This is a genomic window from Mycobacterium sp., assembly GCF_040509115.1.
Classification (GTDB): Bacteria; Actinomycetota; Actinomycetes; order Mycobacteriales; family Mycobacteriaceae; genus Mycobacterium.
This window is the reverse complement of record NZ_JBEVLO010000359.1, coordinates 1-18,623: the sequence shown is the minus strand read 5'-3', so window position 1 is coordinate 18,623 and position 18,623 is coordinate 1. Positions and strand designations below refer to the sequence as shown.

16 protein-coding genes are annotated in these 18,623 nt (G+C 67.4%); 12 read left to right on the top strand and 4 right to left on the bottom strand.

What is annotated here, in order from left to right; all coding sequences use genetic code 11:
* The first annotated feature begins 39 nt into the window (after positions 1-39).
* The 6 genes from ABW137_RS25045 to ABW137_RS25020 all read left to right on the top strand — a co-directional run bounded on the left by ABW137_RS25045 (position 40) and on the right by ABW137_RS25020 (position 7,982).
* On the top strand, positions 40-717 hold the full coding sequence (locus tag ABW137_RS25045) for a TetR/AcrR family transcriptional regulator (protein ID WP_526404160.1): 678 nt from the start codon (positions 40-42) through the stop codon (positions 715-717).
* Positions 710-1,453, top strand: coding sequence for a TetR/AcrR family transcriptional regulator (locus ABW137_RS25040; RefSeq protein ID WP_526404159.1), 744 nt, complete (start codon positions 710-712; stop codon positions 1,451-1,453). The genes ABW137_RS25045 and ABW137_RS25040 overlap by 8 nt, the downstream gene beginning before the upstream one ends.
* 1 nt (position 1,454) lies before the next feature.
* Entirely contained in the window at positions 1,455-2,768 is a 1,314-nt protein-coding gene (locus ABW137_RS25035; protein WP_526404158.1) for a citrate synthase, read from the top strand.
* Between the two features lie 80 nt (positions 2,769-2,848).
* Positions 2,849-4,336: an MFS transporter gene (locus ABW137_RS25030; protein WP_526404157.1), complete on the top strand. Its 1,488-nt coding sequence runs from the start codon at positions 2,849-2,851 to the stop codon at positions 4,334-4,336.
* The gene (locus ABW137_RS25025) at positions 4,326-4,745 is read left to right on the top strand and encodes a MarR family winged helix-turn-helix transcriptional regulator (protein ID WP_526404156.1); all 420 of its coding nucleotides are present in this window, start codon (positions 4,326-4,328) and stop codon (positions 4,743-4,745) included. The genes ABW137_RS25030 and ABW137_RS25025 overlap by 11 nt, the downstream gene beginning before the upstream one ends.
* A gap of 90 nt (positions 4,746-4,835) precedes the next feature.
* The gene (locus ABW137_RS25020) at positions 4,836-7,982 is read left to right on the top strand and encodes an ATP-binding protein (protein WP_526404155.1); all 3,147 of its coding nucleotides are present in this window, start codon (positions 4,836-4,838) and stop codon (positions 7,980-7,982) included.
* Here ABW137_RS25020 and ABW137_RS25015 read toward each other — a convergent pair.
* Both ABW137_RS25015 and ABW137_RS25010 read right to left on the bottom strand, forming a co-directional pair.
* The gene (locus ABW137_RS25015) at positions 7,957-9,537 is read right to left on the bottom strand and encodes a phytoene desaturase family protein (RefSeq protein ID WP_526404154.1); all 1,581 of its coding nucleotides are present in this window, start codon (positions 9,535-9,537) and stop codon (positions 7,957-7,959) included. The two genes, ABW137_RS25020 and ABW137_RS25015, sit on opposite strands and share 26 nt — an antisense overlap.
* Before the next feature lie 6 nt (positions 9,538-9,543).
* Positions 9,544-9,804, bottom strand: coding sequence for a DUF2630 family protein (locus tag ABW137_RS25010; RefSeq protein ID WP_526404153.1), 261 nt, complete (start codon positions 9,802-9,804; stop codon positions 9,544-9,546).
* A gap of 31 nt (positions 9,805-9,835) precedes the next feature.
* Between ABW137_RS25010 and ABW137_RS25005 the strand changes: the two genes are divergently transcribed.
* On the top strand, positions 9,836-10,198 hold the full coding sequence (locus ABW137_RS25005; protein ID WP_526404152.1) for an FKBP-type peptidyl-prolyl cis-trans isomerase: 363 nt from the start codon (positions 9,836-9,838) through the stop codon (positions 10,196-10,198).
* A gap of 91 nt (positions 10,199-10,289) precedes the next feature.
* On the opposite strand, the gene ABW137_RS25000 is transcribed toward ABW137_RS25005, so the two are convergent.
* A complete protein-coding gene (locus ABW137_RS25000; RefSeq protein WP_526404151.1) occupies positions 10,290-11,636 on the bottom strand; it encodes a HAMP domain-containing sensor histidine kinase in 1,347 nt (448 codons plus the stop codon).
* A gap of 3 nt (positions 11,637-11,639) precedes the next feature.
* Positions 11,640-12,344 (bottom strand): two-component system response regulator PrrA, encoded by a 705-nt coding sequence (gene prrA / locus ABW137_RS24995; protein WP_526404150.1) that lies wholly within the window; start codon positions 12,342-12,344, stop codon positions 11,640-11,642.
* Between the two features lie 88 nt (positions 12,345-12,432).
* Here prrA and ABW137_RS24990 point away from each other — a divergent pair, with 88 nt between their 5' ends.
* The 5 genes from ABW137_RS24990 to ABW137_RS24970 all read left to right on the top strand — a co-directional run.
* Positions 12,433-13,422, top strand: a complete 990-nt coding sequence (locus ABW137_RS24990; protein ID WP_526404149.1) for a phospholipase D-like domain-containing protein — start codon at positions 12,433-12,435, stop codon at positions 13,420-13,422.
* Positions 13,419-13,976 carry a chromate transporter gene (locus ABW137_RS24985; protein WP_526404148.1) on the top strand — a complete coding sequence of 186 codons (558 nt, stop codon included), beginning with the start codon at positions 13,419-13,421 and terminating at the stop codon, positions 13,974-13,976. Before ABW137_RS24990 ends, ABW137_RS24985 begins: the two co-directional genes overlap by 4 nt.
* On the top strand, positions 13,973-14,518 hold the full coding sequence (locus tag ABW137_RS24980) for a chromate transporter (RefSeq protein ID WP_526404147.1): 546 nt from the start codon (positions 13,973-13,975) through the stop codon (positions 14,516-14,518). The genes ABW137_RS24985 and ABW137_RS24980 overlap by 4 nt, the downstream gene beginning before the upstream one ends.
* Positions 14,519-14,666: 148 nt before the next feature.
* Positions 14,667-16,583 carry an ABC transporter ATP-binding protein gene (locus tag ABW137_RS24975; protein WP_526404146.1) on the top strand — a complete coding sequence of 639 codons (1,917 nt, stop codon included), beginning with the start codon at positions 14,667-14,669 and terminating at the stop codon, positions 16,581-16,583.
* A gap of 154 nt (positions 16,584-16,737) precedes the next feature.
* The coding region (locus ABW137_RS24970; protein WP_526404145.1) for an ABC transporter ATP-binding protein at positions 16,738-18,623 on the top strand (1,886 nt) is incomplete at its 3' end.

Genomic DNA, 18,623 nt, shown 5'->3' with positions numbered 1-18,623 from the left:
GTCAGTCACTCGAGCGCGCTCCCGGGTTAACATCTCCGTGTGGCGGACGTGTCGGGTGAAATGTCGCCGGGTCTGCGTGAACGCAAGAAACAGCGCACCCGAGCAACGCTCATCGAAGCTGCCATGGACCTCTGCCTCAAGCATGGCTACGAGCACACCACCGTCGAGCAGATCGCGTCGGCCGCCGACGTGTCGCCGCGCACGTTCAGCCGCTACTTCTCGACCAAGGACGCCGTGTTCCTCACACTCCTCGAGGACTACGCGCACGAGGTCGCCCTCGAGCTGGAGCAGGTGCCATCGGACGCGGGTCCGCTGGAGGCGATGCGGCGGGCACACGTCGCGGTACTCACACGCGTCGCCACCAGGCGGGTCGGCCGACTCAGCACGGATCGCATCATCCTGATGCTTCGCGTCATAAATGCATCAGATGCCCTGAAGCAGGCGGCGTTCGAGTTTAGACACGACGTGACCGAGGTCGTGCTGGCGAAGCGGATGGGTGTCGACATCGAAGACCGAAGGGCGCGTTTGGTTTCGGTGATCTTCTCGGCGACGATCGTCGCGGCGTGTGGGGATCTGATCGCCGATACCGAAACCGTTCGGCTCGGTCCGATGGTGATGGTCGACCGCCTCAACGAGGCGTTCGGGCAGCTGGCCGCGATGACCGCCGACCTCCGATCGCCAGAACCGTCTCCCGATTACGAGCCGGTGTATGGCTGAATCGTCCGGAACCTTCGGACTGCGGGAACGCAAGAAGCTTCGAACCCGCGCCACGTTGATCGAAGCCGCCGCGGAACTGTGCCTCAAGCAGGGCTATGACAACACCACCGTCGAGCAGATCGCCGCGGTCGCGGACGTGTCGCCGCGGACGTTCAGCAGGTACTTCCCCACCAAGGAGTCGGTCATCATTGCGATGAGCGGCGACATGGACGAGTTGGTGGCCGAGGCGCTCGCGCGGCAGCCGACGGGCATCACGGAGTACGAGGCGTTGCTGCGGGCGTTCCTCGACGTGTTCGGGCCGTATCAGCCGTACCAGACGCCGGGTTTCAAGCGGATGGCCGTGCTGATCCAGATCATCAACAACGCGGCGTCGCTTCGGGCGTCGGCGTTCCTTCATCAGCGGCCGATCGAGGAGCGGACGGCCCTGTCCGTGATGGGGCAGCGGATGGGCCTTGCGCCAACGCATCCGGCCGTGCGGCTGATCTCCGACACCTGGACCGTGCTGTTCACCAACGCCTTCGCGGGACTGGGCACGCCCGGCCACGACCCGCTCGAACCGCGCGTTCTGTGTGACCGCATTCACGCCCAGTACGACCTCTTCCGCCGAACGTGGTCGCCGTGGATTACCGAGGACGCTGGTGACCGGAACCCCACGCAAGCGCGCCAAGTGGATAGCGACTACCTTCCAGTAGTGACGGACAGCTTCGTTCCGGTCGACAACCGTAGAAGGGGTTAACGTGCCCGAAGACTCCAGTTCTCGCCACGATTCGGACGAGGTGGCCACCCTCCGTTACCCGGGAGGCGAGATCGACCTGGAGATCATGAAGGCGACGGAGGGATCCGACGCCATCGCCCTGGGTTCGCTGCTGGCCAAGAGCGGCTACACCACGTTCGACGGCGGGTTCGTCAACACCTCGTCCACCAGGAGTGCGATCTGCTACATCGACGGTGACGCTGGCATCCTGCGGTACCGCGGGTACCCGATCGAGCAGCTGGCCGAGAAGTCGACGTTCATCGAGGTCAGCTACCTGCTGATCTACGGGGAGTTGCCGACGGCCGACCAGCTGGCGACCTTCACCGATCAGATCCAGCGGCACACCCTGCTGCACGAGGACCTCAAGCGCTTCTTCGACGGCTTCCCCCGCAACGCGCACCCGATGCCGGTGCTGTCCAGCGCGGTGAACGCCCTGTCGGCTTACTACCAGGATTCGCTGGACCCGCTGGACAAGGAGCAGGTCGAGCTATCGACGATCAGGTTGCTGGCCAAGCTGCCGACCATCGCCGCCTACGCCTACAAGAAGTCGGTCGGTCAGCCGTTCCTGTACCCGGACAACTCGATGACGCTGGTGGAGAACTTCCTGCGGATGACGTTCGGGCTGCCCGCCGAGCCGTACGAGGTCGATCCGGAGATCGTGCGGGCGCTGGACCTGCTGCTGATCCTGCACGCCGACCACGAGCAGAACTGTTCCACCTCGACGGTGCGCCTGGTCGGCTCGTCGCAGGCCAATCTGTTCACGTCGATCTCCGGTGGCATCAACGCGCTGTGGGGCCCGCTGCACGGCGGCGCCAACCAGGCGGTGCTCGAGATGCTGGAGAGGATCCGCTCCGGGGACGACGACGTGGAGACCTTCGTCAAGAAGGTGAAGAACCGCGAAGAGGGCGTGAAGCTGATGGGCTTCGGTCACCGCGTGTACAAGAACTACGACCCGCGGGCGCGGATCGTCAAGGAGCAGGCCGACAAGATCCTCGGCAAGCTCGGGGTCCAGGACGAGCTGCTCGACATCGCCAAGCAGCTCGAGGAGGTCGCGCTCACCGATGACTTCTTCGTCGAGCGCAAGCTATACCCGAACGTCGACTTCTATACCGGTGTGATCTACCGCGCGATGGGCTTCCCGACCCGCATGTTCACGGTGTTGTTCGCGCTTGGGCGGCTGCCGGGCTGGATTGCGCACTGGCGTGAGATGCACGGCGAGCCGAGCCGGATCGGCAGGCCACGTCAGGTGTACACCGGGTACACGGAGCGGGACTACTCCGAGCTCGGCGGTCGCTAGCTCCCCGTCCTCCCCGCGGTGAGTGTTCGATCGGCCACACTGGTTTGCAAAACTAACAGTTGTAGTTTCACAATAGTTGTGTGAATACAACTGATGATGCTGGTGGCTTTCGGCCCAGCTCCGTCGATGCGCTTACTGCACGGCGCAAGGCCATCATCCTGGGGTCCTGCTGCCTGAGTCTGCTGATCGTCTCGATGGACGCGACGATCGTGAACGTCGCCATCCCCGCGATCCGGACCGACCTCCACGCGTCGGCCTCCAACCTGCAGTGGGTCATCGACGTCTACACGCTGGTGCTGGCTTCCCTGCTGATGCTCTCTGGCGCGATGGGGGACCGCTTCGGCCGTCGACGCGTGTTCCAGACCGGGCTCGCGGTGTTCGCGGTCGGCTCGCTGCTGTGCAGCCTGGCGCCCAACATCGAGATGCTGATCATCGCTCGCCTGCTGCAGGCCATCGGGGGATCGATGATGAATCCCGTTGCGCTGTCCATTATTTCGCAGATCTTTACCGGCCGCGTCGAGCGCGCCCGCGCGCTGGGCCTCTGGGGCGCGGTGGTCGGCATCTCGATGGCGTTCGGCCCCGTAGTCGGCGGCCTGCTGATCGAGTTGGTCGGCTGGCGTGCGGTGTTCTGGATCAACCTCCCGATCTGTGCAGTCGCCATCGTCCTGACCGCGATCTTCGTGCCGGAGACCAAGTCGGCCACCATGCGAAACGTCGATCCCGTCGGACAGGGGCTGGCCGTCGTGTTCCTGTTCGGGACCGTGTACGCCCTGATCGAAGGGCCTGCGCTGGGCTGGTCCCACCCGCGCGTCACCATCGCCGCCGCCGTCGCCGCGGTCGCCTTCGTGGCGTTCCTCCGCTACGAATCACGACGGCACGATCCCTTCATCGACCTGCGCTTCTTCCGCAGTATCCCGTTCTCGTCGTCCACGGTGACCGCGGTGTGCGCGTTCTCCGCGTGGGGCGCGTTCCTGTTCATGATGTCGATCTACCTGCAGGGCGAACGCGGCTACTCCGCGATGCACACCGGCCTGATCTTCCTGCCCATCGCCATCGGCGCGCTGGTGTTCTCGCCCATCTCCGGCCGGCTGGTCGGCAGGTTCGGCGCCAGGCCGTCACTGCTCGCCTCCGGGATGCTGATCACCCTCGCCTCGGTGCTGCTGACGTTCCTCACCGCGACCACCCCGGTGTGGGCGCTGCTCGTCATCTTCGCGGTCTACGGCATCGGCTTCTCGATGGTGAACGCCCCCATCACGAACGCCGCCGTCAGTGGAATGCCGCTGGACCGGGCGGGCGCCGCCTCGGCAGTGACGTCGACCAGCCGCCAGGTCGGCGTGAGCATCGGTGTGGCGCTGTGCGGTTCGGTCGCAGGGCAGGCCCTGAACCCGTCGGGAGTCGACTTCGCCGCGGCGTCCCGCCCCCTGTGGTTCGTCTTCGTCGGGGCAGGCGTTGTCGTCACGGCGCTCGGATTATTCTCGACCTCGGGGCGGGCGATCACGTCCGCCGAACGACTCGCGCCGCTGATCGCGGGCGGTGCGGCGCCGAAGGTAGGTGCGCATGCCGGATGACGCGACCGCCGACGAAGTCTGGCGCGCCATGGCCGCGGTGGTGTTCGACAACCGCGACGCCTGGAAGCGCGACGTCATCGAGGCCACCGGACTGCCGTTCAGTAGGGTGCGCGTGCTGCGCAGGCTGGCCAGAAGACCGATGACGGCGAAGGAAATAGCCGAGGCGGCCACGATGGACGCGCCGGCGACCAGCGTCGCCGTGAACGATCTGGAGGGTCGCGGACTCGTCGTCCGCGAGACCAACCCGACCAATCGGCGGTGCAAGGTCATCTCGCTGACCGAGGAGGGTCGCCGCGTTATGGCGAGCATCGACGACGTCGACGACCCCGCGCCTCGCTCGTTCACCAACCTGGATGAGTCGGAACTGCGCGGCCTGGCCGCAGTTCTGGCAAAGCTGACCACGAACTGAGCGAAATCAATTGGCGTGCCCGTAGGGTGACGATTACCTATATTTGACGTTCCGGGTGATTCGGGGTCACCCGCGAAGGGGCGGATCACGGTGGCGCCAACGTGCACGAGATGCGGTGCCGCACTGCGCGACGGTGCCCGATTCTGCGACGCCTGCGGGTCGCCGGTGGCCAGCACGGACCCGCTCGCCGAGTACAAGCAAGTCACCGTCCTGTTCGCCGACGTCGTGCACTCGATGGACATTGCTGCCGCGCTCGGCCCAGAGCGGTTGCGCGACATCATGACTCGGCTGTTCGCCGCCTCGGCTCGCGCCGTCCGGCGCTACGGCGGCACCGTCGACAAGTTCACCGGCGACGGCGTCATGGCACTGTTCGGGGCTCCGGTCGCCCTCGAAGATCACGCGGTCCGCGGCTGCCTCGCCGCCCTCGCCCTTCAGCGGGAGGTGCAGCGCCTGGCCGCCGAGTTCGAGCGCGAGGGCGTCGAGATGGTCGTCCGCGTCGGACTGAACTCCGGGCAGGTCGTCACTGGCGAATTCGGCTCGAGCCCGCCGTCCTACACGGCGATCGGCGAGCAGGTGGGCATCGCCCAGCGGATGGAATCGGTCGCGCCGCCGGGCGGGGTGATGATCTCGGAGTCGACGGCGCGACTCGTCGAGGGCGTCGTCGAACTCAGCGAACCCGAACTCCTGTTCATCAAGGGCAGGCGCGAGCCCGTCCCCGCCCGGCTGCTGCTCCAGGTCAAACCCCACCATGCGCTCTCCGGGCGCACCGACTCCGCCCTGGTGGGACGCACGTGGGAGCTGGCCGCACTCGGGGCGATCTTCGACAGGGTCGTCGAAGGCAACGGCGGTGCGATCGTCGCGATGTGTGGCCCTGCCGGGATCGGCAAGAGCCGACTGGTCCGCGAGGTCGCCGCGATCGCCGCGACGCGCGGTGTCGAGGTGTTCGGCGCGGCCTGCGAATCGCATGCCCGCGAGTTGCCGTTCCACGTCGTCGCCGAACTGCTCCGCGCCGCGATGAAGGTCGGTGACGGCGACCCGGCCGCCGCGGTGGCTCAGCTGGAGTCGCAGCTGCCCGATGCCGGACCCGAGGACCTGCTGCTCGTCGGTGATCTGCTCGGCGTCAACGAGCCGCAGGTCGAGGTGCCGCGGTTGGATCCCGATGCCAGGCGCAGGAGGCTGACGGCGGTCATCAATGCGGCATGGATGAACCGCAGGACGCCTGCGGTGTACGTGATCGAGGACGTGCAGTGGGTCGACGAGGTCAGCGAGTCGATGCTCGCCGACTTCCTCGCGGTGGCGCGCAGAACCCTGTCGATGGTGCTCATCACCTACCGGTCGGACTACCGGGGTGTGCTGTCCCGACTGCCCGATGGTCAAACGATCAACCTCGCCGCGCTGAGTCGTTCGGAGGCGGAGACGCTGATCGCCGAACAACTCGGGTCCGACCACACCGTGGCCGGACTTTCCGAGACCATTGCCGACCGCGCGGTCGGCAATCCCTTCTTCGCCAAGGAGATCGTGCGTGACCTCGCGGAGCGGGGCGTGCTGCACGGTGAGCGCGGCCGGTACACGTTCGACACCACGGTGAACGGGGTGAGCGTGCCGCCGACGCTTCACGCCGCGATCGCGGCGCGCATCGATCGACTCGGCAGGGATGCCAAGCGCACGCTGAACGCGGCCGCCGTCGCCGGCTCCCGCTTCGGGAAGGATCTGCTGGCGGCGATCGGTGTCGATCCGGCCTTCGACGTGCTGGTCGACGCCGATCTGGTCGACCAGGTGAAGTTCTCCTCGCCGGAGGAGTACGTGTTCCGCCAGCCCCTGATCCGCACGGTCGCCTACGAGTCGCAGCTCAAGGCCGATCGCGCCGATCTGCACCGACGGTTGGCGGCGGCGATCCGGGAGCGCGATCCCGATCAGGTCGAGCAGGACGCCGCGCTCATCGCCGAACACCTCGAGGCGGCAGGCGATCTGGCAGGCGCGTACGGGTGGCACATGTTGGCCGGTGCATGGGCGAGGAATCGCGACATCACGGCGGCAAGGATGGGCTGGGCCAAGGCCAGGCAGGTGGCCCACGAGCTGCCGGTCGACGACCCGACGCGACTGTCGAAGCTGATCGCGGCGGGCACCCTGCTGTGCGCGACGGCATACCGCACCGCCGCGAGCATCTCCGACTCGGGATTCGAGGAGCTGCGCGAGCTGTGCAATCAGGCAGGCGACAAGCGGTCGCTGGCGATAGCGATGTTCGGGCAGATGACCGACCACATGGCGCACGCGCGGGTGCGGGAGGCCTCGGCGCTTGGCACCGAGCAGATGGCGCTCCTCGAGGCGATCGACGACCCGGTCCTGACGGTCGGTCTCGCGTTCGCGCCGTTGACCACCATCAAGCAGCAGACGGGTGAGATCGCGGAGATCCTGCGGTCGTCGCAGCTGGCGATCGACCTCGCCGACGGTGATCCGGTCAAGGGCGACTTCGTGTTCGGCTCGCCGCTGGCCCTGGCCCTGGTGTTCCGCGGCATCGCCCGGTATTGGCTCGGCATCCGCGGCTGGCGGGAGGACTTCGACGAGGCGCTCGGGATGGCGCGGCGCGTCGACGAGGTCACGTTCGGCAAGTGCGTGGTGTACAGGTCCGGCACGGCCGTATTGCACGGGGTGCTGGTTGCCGACGACGAGATGGTCGCCGACGTCGAGGAGGCGTTGCGCATCGCCGGCCAGTCGGGCGACCACAGTGCGGTCGGCATGGCCAAGTACACCCTCGGCGGCATCCTGCTGGAACGAGGCGACCGCGATCGTGGCCGCATGCTGCTTGCCGAAATCCGCGAAATGTGTGGCCGCGGTCAGTTCTTCAAGAGTCAGCTGCCCGTACTCGACTTCCTCGATGCGCGCGAGAAGGCCAGGGACGGCGACGTCGACGGCGCGGTCCCGCCGATGCGTGCGGCCGTGGACGACATGTTCGACCTTGGCCAGTTCACGTATGCCGCGACCGCGACCCGGGTGCTGGTCGAAACGCTGCTGTCGTGCGGCCGCCTCGACGAGGCCGAAGCGGCAACCGAGCGACTGGTGGCAGCACCGCTGGCCGGGCTCGTCGTGGTCGAGGCCATCGTGGCGCGCCTATACGCGTTGCTGGCCAGGGCCCGCGGGGACGAGGACGGCTACCGGCGCTTCGTCGATCGCTACCGCGAGCTCGCGGAGTCCCACGGTTACGCGGGCCACGTCATGATGAGCAGGCAGATGACCTGACCGCGAGCACCGCCATGGCCGCGTTGTGTCCACCGATGCCCGAGACGGCACCGCCGCGTCGAGACCCCGAGCCGCACAACAAGATTCGGTCATGATCGGTGGCCACGCCCCAGCGTCGGGCAGGTGTGTCGAGCGGTTCGTCGTCTTCGGTGAACGGCCAACTCAGCGCCCCGTGGAAGATGTTGCCCGCCGTCATGTTGAGCGTGGCCTCCAGATCCGCGGTGGTCTTGGTCTCCACGCACGGCGCACCGTGCGCATCCGTCATCAACACGTCTTGAATGGGTTCGGCGAGAACGGAGTTCAACGACGCGAGGACGGCGTCGGTGAGCTGCCCCCTGGCCGCATCCGGATCGGCAGCGGCGAGGTCGTGCGGCGTGTGAAGGCCGAACACCGTGAGCGTCTGCGCACCTGTGCGGCGTAGCTCGTCGGACAGGATGGTCGGGTCACTCAGCGAGTGGCAGTAGATTTCGCACGGCAACGGGTTGGGCACGCTGCCCGCCTTCGCCGCGTCGTATGCCGCATCCAACTGTCCAAGGGTCTCGTTGATGTGGAATGTTCCGCCGAAAGCCTGTTCGGGAGTTACCTTTTCGTCGCGAAGCCGCGGCAGCCGTCGTAGCATCAGGTTGACCTTGACCTGCGCGCCGGGTGTCGCCGTGGGCGTTGGCTCGTCCAGCAGCCGCGCCAGCACCGTCGGCGTCACGTTCGCAAGCACGAACTCCGCCCTTGCCGTCCGCTCTGCGCCGCCCTCGCGGTAGTGCACGGCACCGTCGGGATCGATGGCGTAAACCTCTGCGCCGGTGACCAGTTCGGCACCGTGTGAGGCCGCGGCCGCCGCCAGCGCGCCGCTGACGGCGCCCATGCCGCCGATGGGTACGTCCCACTCGCCGGTGCCGCTACCCAGCAGGTGATAGAGGAAGCACACGTTCTGGGTGAGCGATGAATCGTCGGTCCTGGCAAAGGTGCCGATCAGCGCATCGGTGGCCATCACACCGCGAAGCAGGTCGTTGTCGACGGCGTCGGAGATGGTGACGCCGATGGGCTGCTCGACGATCTCCCGCCAGGCGGCATCGGCGTCGGCGGCACCGCCCGCCGCGACGTGGCTGCGCGCTTCGGACCGGCTGCGCAGCGGCTGGAGCAGCGTGGGCCACATGCGTTGCGTGACGATCCGGCAGCGGCGGTAGAAGTCGTCGTAACCCGGCACGTCGTCACCCGCGCCGACGCTCGCGAAGTCACCGCCGGGACCGACGAGGAGCCCGGTGCGTCCTCCGGTCGCCGGGTCGGGGGTGTAGGACGAGTAGCGTCGCCGAGCGAGGCGGACCCTGGCACCGAGGTCGTCGGTGATCGTTCTCGGCAGCAGGCTGACCAGGTAGGAATACCGCGACAGCCGGGCGTCCACGCCGTGGAACGCATGCGCGGAGACGGCGGCGCCTCCCACGTTCCCGAGCCGCTCGAGAACCCTCACCCGCAATCCGGCGCGGGCCAGGTAGGCCGCCGCGACCAGGCCGTTGTGGCCGCCGCCAACGACGACGGCGTCGAGCTGGTCGGAAGGCGTCATGGGCGCTCAGCCCAGGTAGCCTTCGACTTCATCCTCGGGGCGGACACTGGCCTGGTCGGGGTCCTGGCCGGTCTCGCGCAGCGCGCGTCGCTGCCGGAGCAGATCCCAGCACTGGTCGAGCTGCACCTCGAGACCGCGAAGACGCCGATGCTCCTCGGTCTCGTCGATCTCGTGGTGCTGCAGCTTCGCCCGCAGTTCCTTCTCCTCGGCCACCAGCGAGTTCACTTGGGCGAGGATGTTTGCATCTGTATTTGGGTCCGTAGCCACCGGTCCAGTCTGCCCGACTACGGTGTGAACCGTGGCCACTAAACCCGAGATCGAATTCCCCGACGGTCCCGCACCTGCCGAGCTCGTCATCGAAGACGTCATCGTCGGCGATGGCGCCGAGGCGGTACCCGGTGGCACCGTGACGGTGCACTACGTCGGTGTCGAATACGACACCGGCGAGGAGTTCGACAGCTCCTGGAACCGCAACGAATCCATCGAGTTCCCGCTGCGGGGCCTCATCGAGGGCTGGCAGGACGGCATCCCAGGCATGCGGGTCGGCGGACGTCGCAAGCTCGTCATCCCGCCTGCCAAGGCATACGGCCCGGCCGGATCGGGACACCAGCTGTCGGGCAAGACGCTCATCTTCGTCATCGATCTGCTCGACGTCCGCTGACCCGGCGAACGTCGACCGACCCGGTGGCCGGCAACGACACCCCGCCGGGGCGGGCCCAGACTCGCCGCGTCGAGATCGCCGTCGGCGCAGGCTAGGACGGGCCGGGCAAGCGCAGCAACAGCCGCACTCCGCCCAGCGGGCTGGGCTCCAACGATGCCGTGCCGCCGTGCAATTCGGCTTGCTGTGCCACCAACGCCAAGCCGAGTCCGGAGCCCGAGTGCGACGCAGTCGACCCGCGCGAGAATCGCTCGAACACGATCTCTCGTTCCTCCTCGGGGATGCCGACCCCGTCGTCGTCGATCGCGATCTCCACGCCGGCGCGCGAACTGACCGCCGACAGCTGAACCCGCGTGGCGCCTCCGTGCTTGACCGCGTTGGCGATCGCGTTGTCCACGGCCAGCCGTAGCCCGGCGGGCAGGCCGACGAGAATCACGGTGGGCGCGGGCACCATTGAGACGTCGAGCTCGGGGTACACGCGCATGGCGTCGTGGGCGGCGCGGTCGAGCAACTCGGTGATGTCGACGGGCACGTGGTCGTCGGAGGTCGAAAGTTCGCCCTGGGCAAGCCGTTCGATGGCCCACAGCGTGGCCTCGATGCGGGTCTGGGTGCGGATCACGTCGCCGAGCACCTCCTTGCGCTGATCCTCCGCGAGATCCAACGTGGCCAGCACCTCGAGGTTGGTCCGCATGGCGGTCAGCGGCGTGCGCAGCTCGTGCGACGTCACGGCGGCGAAGTCGCGGGACGAGACGAGGGCGGCCTTGGTGCGGTCCTGCTCGTCCCAGATGCGTTGCACCATCCCGTTGACCGCCTCGGCGATCTCGACGGCCTCGGTGGCGCCGCGCACGTCGATGTCGGGTGCCTCGCCGCCGACGTCGATCGCGCGGGTCTGCTGGGCGAGGCGCTTGAGGGGCCGTACCGCGAACGCCGCGAGCATCCAGCCAGCCACCGCGGCCGCCCCGATCGCGAACGAGCAGATGATGATGACGCGGCGGTGAAGGTTGTTGGTGTCGTTGATCGTCGCGTCGTACGTCGCGCCGACGGCGGCCGTCATCGGCCCTTGCGGGCCGCTGATCTCGACCGTGCGAACCCGGTAACGCTGCCCGTCCATGGTGGTGTCGGCGTATCCGGCGGGCAGCTCCGGCAGCGTCACGTCGGAATTGGACGTCACCTGGCCGTCCGCGCTGCGCACGGTGATGATCGCGTCCTGGTCGTTGGGGGACTTGGGGATCTGGTCAAGACCGCGGGGCAGGAACGGGATCGCGAAGCCCGCCGCTTCGTCGAGGCGACGGTCGAGGCGCTCCTTGCGGTCGTTGGTGATGCCGATCCACACGATCGTGCCGACGATGCCGACCACGATCGCCGCCGCGATGGCCGTCGCGAAGGCCACGCGTGTTCGCAGGGACGGTGTCCGCCGGAAGACGCGCGACAGGGTGTTCACGTGCTACTGCTGCCGGAGGACGAAGCCCACGCCGCGCACCGTGTGCAGCAGCCTGGGCGCACCGCCCGCCTCCAACTTTCGTCGCAGGTAGCCGATGAACACGTCGACCACGTTGGTGTCTGCGGCGAAGTCGTAGCCCCACACCAGCTCCAGCAGCTGAGCGCGAGACAGTACGGCGGTCTTGTGTTCGGCGAGCACGGCGAGGAGGTCGAACTCCCGTTTGGTCAGGTCGACGTCGACGCCGTTCACGCGGGCCCGCCTGCCGGGGATGTCGACCTCGAGTGGGCCGACCGCGATGGTCTCCGACGAGAACGTTGCCGTCGCGCCGCGGCGCCGCAGCAGGGCCTTGACCCTGGCCACCAGTTCGGCGAGCACGAACGGCTTGACGAGGTAGTCGTCGGCGCCGGCCTCGAGGCCGGCCACCCGGTCGTCGACGGAGCTGCGGGCCGACAGCACGCAGACCGGCACGTCGTTGTCCATCGCCCGCAGTGCCGTCACCACGCTTACCCCGTCGAGGACGGGCATGTTGATGTCGAGGACGATCGCGTCGGGCCGGGTCTCCGTGGCGCTGCGCAGGGCCTCGGCGCCGTCGACGGCGGTGGACACCTGGAACCCCGACAGTCGCAGGCCGCGTTCCAGGGAGGCGAGCACATCGGGGTCGTCGTCCACCACGAGTACTCGGGGTGCAGCGCCGGCTCCCATTTCCATGGGGTCATCTTGCCTGATGCGTCATCGCTGATGCGGGAGGCGCGTGGCGGCAGCGGATAGCCGCTGGCGGGTGCTAGCTTCGACAGTCGTGCAGCCGAGCGGCCCCAGCCTGATCGTCGAACCCGACGATGGGCTCGAACCGGTCCGTCAGTTCATCGCGTCGGCGCGGTCATCGCTTCTGGTCAAGCAGTTCACGTTCACCGACGAGAGCCTCATCGACGCCGTCATCGAGCGCAAGCAGGCCGGCGTCGAGGTCCGGGTGATGCTGAACGCGGCCCGTTCGGGCGGGGACCGGGCCAACGACGAGACCCACGAGCGCTTCGCCGCAGCGGGGATCGACGTGCAGTGGGCCAGCCCGAAGTTCTACGTCACGCACGAGAAGTCGGTGGTCGTCGACGAGAAGGCCGCACTGGTGGCCACCTTCAACATGTGCCTCAAGTACTTCACGCATACTCGCGACTACGGCGTGATCACCCACGACCCGGAGCACGTCGCGCAGATCGTCGAGGTGTTCAACGTCGACTGGAACCACCAGGACTGGGTGCCGTCCGGATTCGAGGGTCTGCTGTGGAGCAACTCGGGCTCCCGGTCGCACATGGCTCACTTCATCGACACGGCCACCCGCCGCATCGACGTGCAGCACCCCAAGTTCGTCGACGCGGTCATCACCGACCACCTGGCGGCCGCGATCGCTCGCGGGGTCAAGGTGCACGTGCTGTGCGGCGGCAAGCACGGCATCAGTGAGTGGGACGTGCTCGACACGTTCGCCTCGCTGCGGACGCTGCGCCGGTTCGGCGCCAAGGTGCACAAGCAGAAGAACCTCCGGGTGCACGCGAAGCTGCTGATCGTCGACGACGAGCGCGCGTTGGTTGGCTCGATGAACATCGACCGCAGTGCGTTCGACCTGCGCCGTGAACTCGGCATCACGGTCGACGACCCGGCCGTCGTCGCGCGTCTGAAGGCGGTCTTCGACGCGGATTGGGAACTCTCCCACGCGTACTCACCACCGGATCCGCTGGACCCGTCGACCCATCACGAGGACGACTTCCCGCACGACCCGGAACTCGCCCACGAGTGACCACCCCGGCACCTGCGAAGGTCGGACTGTTCGAGCTGGCGTTGACGTTCAACCACATCGCGTTGGCGTCGTTCGGCGGCGGGCTGTCGGCGTGGTCGAGGGAGATCCTCGTCGTCGAGAAGAAGTGGATGGGCGAGGCGGAGTTCCTGTCGGCGATGACGATGTGCCGGATCCTGCCCGGCGCCAACCAGGTGAACATGGCGGTGTTCGCAGGTACCAAGATGCGGGCCATCCCCGGTGCGGTCGCCGCCATCGTCGGGCTGTGCTTCTTGCCGATGGTCTTCGTGTTGGCGATGTCGTTCCTCTACTTCAGCTTCAAGGAAGTGCCCGCGGTGAAGGGCGTCCTGCACGGCGCGTCCGCGGCGGCGGTGGCACTGACGTTGACGATGGTGATCAAGACGGGGCAGAAGTGCCTGAACGGGTTGGTCCCGGTGGCTTTGTTCGCGGGGGCGTTCGTGCTCAACGGTCTGCTGCGCTGGCCGCTGCTGGTCACGCTGGCGATCATCGCGCCGCTGAGCCTGCTGTGGGCGTGGCCGAGGAAGCCACCCGCGTGAGCACGTACCTCGAGCTGATCGTCATGTTCGGCTCGTTGTCGCTGATGTCGATCGGCGGTGGCAACGCGGTGCTGCCCGACATGCATCTGCAGGCCGTCAAACAGCACCATTGGATGACCGACAGCCAGTTCGCCGATCTGTTCTCCATCTCCCAGACGGCGCCGGGGCCGAGCATCCTGATCGTCTCGATGGTCGGGTACGGGGCGGGTCTGCACGTCGGTGGGGTGCCCGCGGCGATTCTCGGCGGCGTCATCGCCACGATCGCGATGGTCGTTCCGGCGGCGTCGCTGGTGTACGTCATCACGCAGTTCTGGCAGAAGGCGCAAGAGTCGAAGTGGCGGGTCGCGGTCGAGAAGGGCCTCGCGCCGCTGACGGTCGGGCTGATCCTGGCGAGTTCGCTGGTGATGAGCCGCGCCGCCGACCACGACTGGCGGGCCTACACGCTGACCGGCCTTTGCACGCTGATCTTCGTCTTCACCAAGATCAACCCGTTGATCATCGTCGCCGCGGCGGGCGTGATCGGCTACTTCGGCGTCGTCTAGCCGTGATTTCGGCGCGCTCGCGTTCGCTGAGCAACAGTTTGCGCGCCGAAGTCACGGGCTGGTGGGCGAGAAACGGGTATAGCGCCTCTGATGAATAGCGTGGGTAATGAATTGACCTCATCAATTGTTGAGGTTTTACGGTGATGAAATGAGCATGGAGTATGCGGCCAGCCGGGCCCTCTACCGGCAAAAATCCGCACGCGGGGGTGACCTGCGCGCGCTGGCCAACCGTGCCCTCTTGAGGCGGATCTGGAGCTTCTCCGCCCGCCACCACCGACGCCTCGGCTGGTTCGTCCTGGTCAGCGTGGTGGGCGCCCTGCTGGCGGTGTCGACGCCGGTGCTGGCAGGCCGCGTGGTCGACGCGATCGTGCACGGTCCGGACGCGCGAAGCATGCTGGGTCTCAGCCTGCCGGGCACCGTCGTGCTGCTGGCCTCCGTCATCGCCGCGGTGGCGCTGGCCGAGGCGGCGGTCGGACTGCTGACGCGGTGGCTGTCGTCGAACATCGGCGAGGGGTTGATCCTGGACCTGCGGACCGCGGTGTTCGACCACGTCCAGCGGATGCCGGTGGCGTTCTTCACTCGGACCAGGACCGGCGCCCTGGTCAGCAGGCTGGGCAACGACGTCATCGGCGCGCAGCGCGCCTTCTCCGACACGCTCTCCGGCGTCGTCGGCAACGTGGTGACGCTGGCCCTGACACTTGGGGTGATGCTCAGCATCTCCTGGCAGATCACGGTGCTGTCGCTGGTGCTGACGCCGCTGTTCCTGCTGCCCGCCCGACGGATCGGCCGCACGATGGCGACGCTGAGCCGCGAGAGTGCGATCTACAACGCGACGATGAACACCCAGATGACCGAACGTTTCTCGGCTCCCGGCGCGACGTTGGTCAAGCTCTTCGGCAATCCGGTGCACGAGTCCGGTGAGTTCGCAGCACGCGCCGGGCGGGTCCGCGACATCGGGGTGAAGACCTCGATGCTGCAGGCCACGTTCATGAACTCGCTGACGTTGATGTCGGCGCTCGCGCTTGCGCTGGTGTACGGCCTCGGTGGCGTGCTAGCCATCGGCGGGCATCTGCAGGCCGGTGCGATCGTCTCGCTCGCGCTTCTGCTGACCCGGCTGTACGCGCCGCTGACCGCCCTGGCCAACGCGCACGTCGAAATCGCCAGTGCGCTAGTCAGTTTCGAGCGGGTGTTCGAGGTGCTCGATCTGGTACCGCTCATCCAGGAGAGGGACGACGCCCTCGCGCTGCCCGATGGTCCAGTGGGTGTCGAGTTCGACGACGTCCGGTTCGGCTATCCGTCCGCCGACAAGGTGTCGCTGGCCTCGCTCGAAGAGGTCGCGGTGCTCTCGGAGGGAGACGTGCGAGCCGGAGCGGAAGTGCTGCACGGCATTTCGTTCACCGCCGAGCCCGGTCAGATGGTGGCCCTGGTGGGCTCGTCCGGTGCGGGCAAGTCGACCATCGCCTCGCTGCTGGCCAGGTTGTACGACGTCGACTCCGGTGCGGTCAGGCTGGCGGGCACCGATGTTCGCGACGTGACGTTCGCGTCGCTGCAGGACACCGTGGGCGTCGTCACGCAGGACGGGCATCTGTTCCACGACTCGATCCGCGCGAATCTGACGCTGGCCGCTCCCGGCGCGTCCGACGATCGACTGTGGGACGCCTTGCGGCGGGCCAGGCTCGCCGACGTGGTCGCCGACATGCCCGATGGCCTCGACACCGTCGTCGGGGAACGCGGATACCGGCTCTCCGGCGGTCAGCGGCAGCGCCTGACGATCGCGCGCCTGCTGCTCGGACGGTCTCGGGTGGTCGTGCTCGACGAGGCAACGGCGTCATTGGACTCCGAGTCCGAGGTGGCCGTGCAGCAGGCGCTTGCCGAGGCGCTGGCGGGCCGCACCTCGCTGGTCATCGCCCACCGGCTGTCCACGATCCGCGCGGCCGACGTGATCCTCGTCGTCGAGGACGGTCGAATCGTCGAACGCGGGACGCACCGCAAGTTGCTGGGCCGCGGCGGTCGATATGCGGAGTTGTACGAGACGCAGTTCGGCGACGAGAAGACCGCCGCATGACGGATCCGGCACGAGGATCCGGCATGAACCGAGCCGATATTCGGTTGTCCAGCGTGGGAACCTGGATGTCGGGGGAGTGACCGCCACTCGCGATGACGACGCAGTGTCGCAGGGATCGGATAGACGTCGCAGGGATGGGATAGACAAGGGACTGATGGGTGAAGTGATGGGCGCGCGCGAATCGGGGTTCCGCTCCGAGCCTGCCGTCGCGCCACCGCCCCGTCGGATCAGATCGTCGTCGGACATCCTTCGGCTGCTGCCCTACCTGAAGCCGTATCGCACGCGGTGGATCGCCATGCTCGTCGCCGCCTTGCTCAGCCTGGTCGCGACGGTGGCCATCCCGCTGATGACGAAGGCCGTGATCGACGGACCGGTGCGGCACCAGGATCAGCGTGGTCTGTGGATACTTGGCGGCGCCGCGCTGGCGGTCGGCATCTCCGAGGCGCTGCTGTGGTTCATCAGGCGTTGGCTGGTGTCGCGGGCGACGATGGGCGTCGAGGCCGACATCCGCAAGGACCTCTATGCCCGCCTGCAGATCCTGCCGATGTCGTTCCACGGCAAGTGGCAGTCCGGGCAGTTGCTGTCCCGCGTGATGAACGATCTGAGCGCCATCCGCCAGTTCCTGTCTTTCGGGCTGATCTTCTTGCTGCTCAACGTCACTCAGATCGTCGTCGTCACGGGCATCCTGCTGGCGATGTATTGGCCGCTCGGCGTCGCCGTCGTCGTGTCCATCGTGCCGATCACCGCGACCGTGCTGCACTTCCAGCGACAGTTCACCAAGCTTTCGCGCGCGTCCCAGGATCAATCGGGCAACGTCGCAACCCACGTCGAGGAGCAGGCACTCGGGCTGCGGGTGGTCAAGGCGTTCGGTCGCGAGGAGTACGCCTACCGACGGTTCGACGAGCGGGCCCGCGATCTGTTCGACACCGAGGTCGGCAAGGTGTCGGTGTCGGCGAAGTTCTGGACGCTGCTCGAAGCGATTCCGAACGTCACCCTGATCCTCGTTCTGGGCTTCGGCGCGTACGCGGCGGGTAGCGGTCTGGTGACCATGGGGACGCTCGTCGCCTTCATCACGATGATGCTGTCGCTGGTGTGGCCGATCGCGTCGCTGGGCTTCCTGCTGTCGATGATGCAGGAGTCGATGACGGCGGCCAACCGCGTCGTCGAGATCTTCGATGCGCCACGGGAGATCACCGACGGCCCCGCGATCGACGCACCCCGCGGCGGACGGCTGGAGCTCGTCGACGTCGGCTTCCGCTTCGCGGGCAGCGACGACGGGGCCGCGTCCGGCGAGCCGGCGAAATGGGTTCTCCGCCATCTGAACCTGGTCGTCGAACCGGGGGAGACCATCGCCCTCGTCGGGGCGACCGGTTCCGGCAAGACCGTGTTGACGGCACTGCTCTCACGGCTCTACGACGTGACGGAGGGCTCGATCCGCATCGACGGCCGCGACATCCGCGAGATGTCACTGCCCGTGCTGCGCAAGGCGGTGGCCACCGCGTTCGAGGATCCGACGCTGTTCTCGATGTCCGTGGCTGAGAATTTGCGGCTCGGCAGACCGGACGCTACCTCCGAGCAGGTCGCGCAGGCCGTCGAGGTCGCCGCCGCGCAGTTCGTCTACGACCTGCCGTTCGGCCTCGACACGCGCATCGGTGAGCAGGGCATGAGCTTGTCCGGTGGTCAGCGGCAACGGCTTTCGCTCGCCCGAGCCCTGCTGGCCGGGCCGTCGATCCTCGTGCTCGATGACACGTTGTCCGCGCTGGACGTGCACACCGAGGCGATCGTCACCGAGGCGCTGGATCGAGTGCTGCGGGAGGTCACCGGCATCGTCGTCGCCCACCGGGCGTCTACCGTGCTGCTCGCCGATCGCGTCGCCCTCCTCGACGGGGGGACCATCACACGGGTCGGTACCCACGCCGAACTTCTGGCCGACGCGCCGGAATACCGGTACCTGCTGGCCGCCGACGAGGACCTCGATGACGGCGCCGAACGCGATGCCGACTGGGAGGACGACGAGGAACGCGACCAACTCGAGCGCGC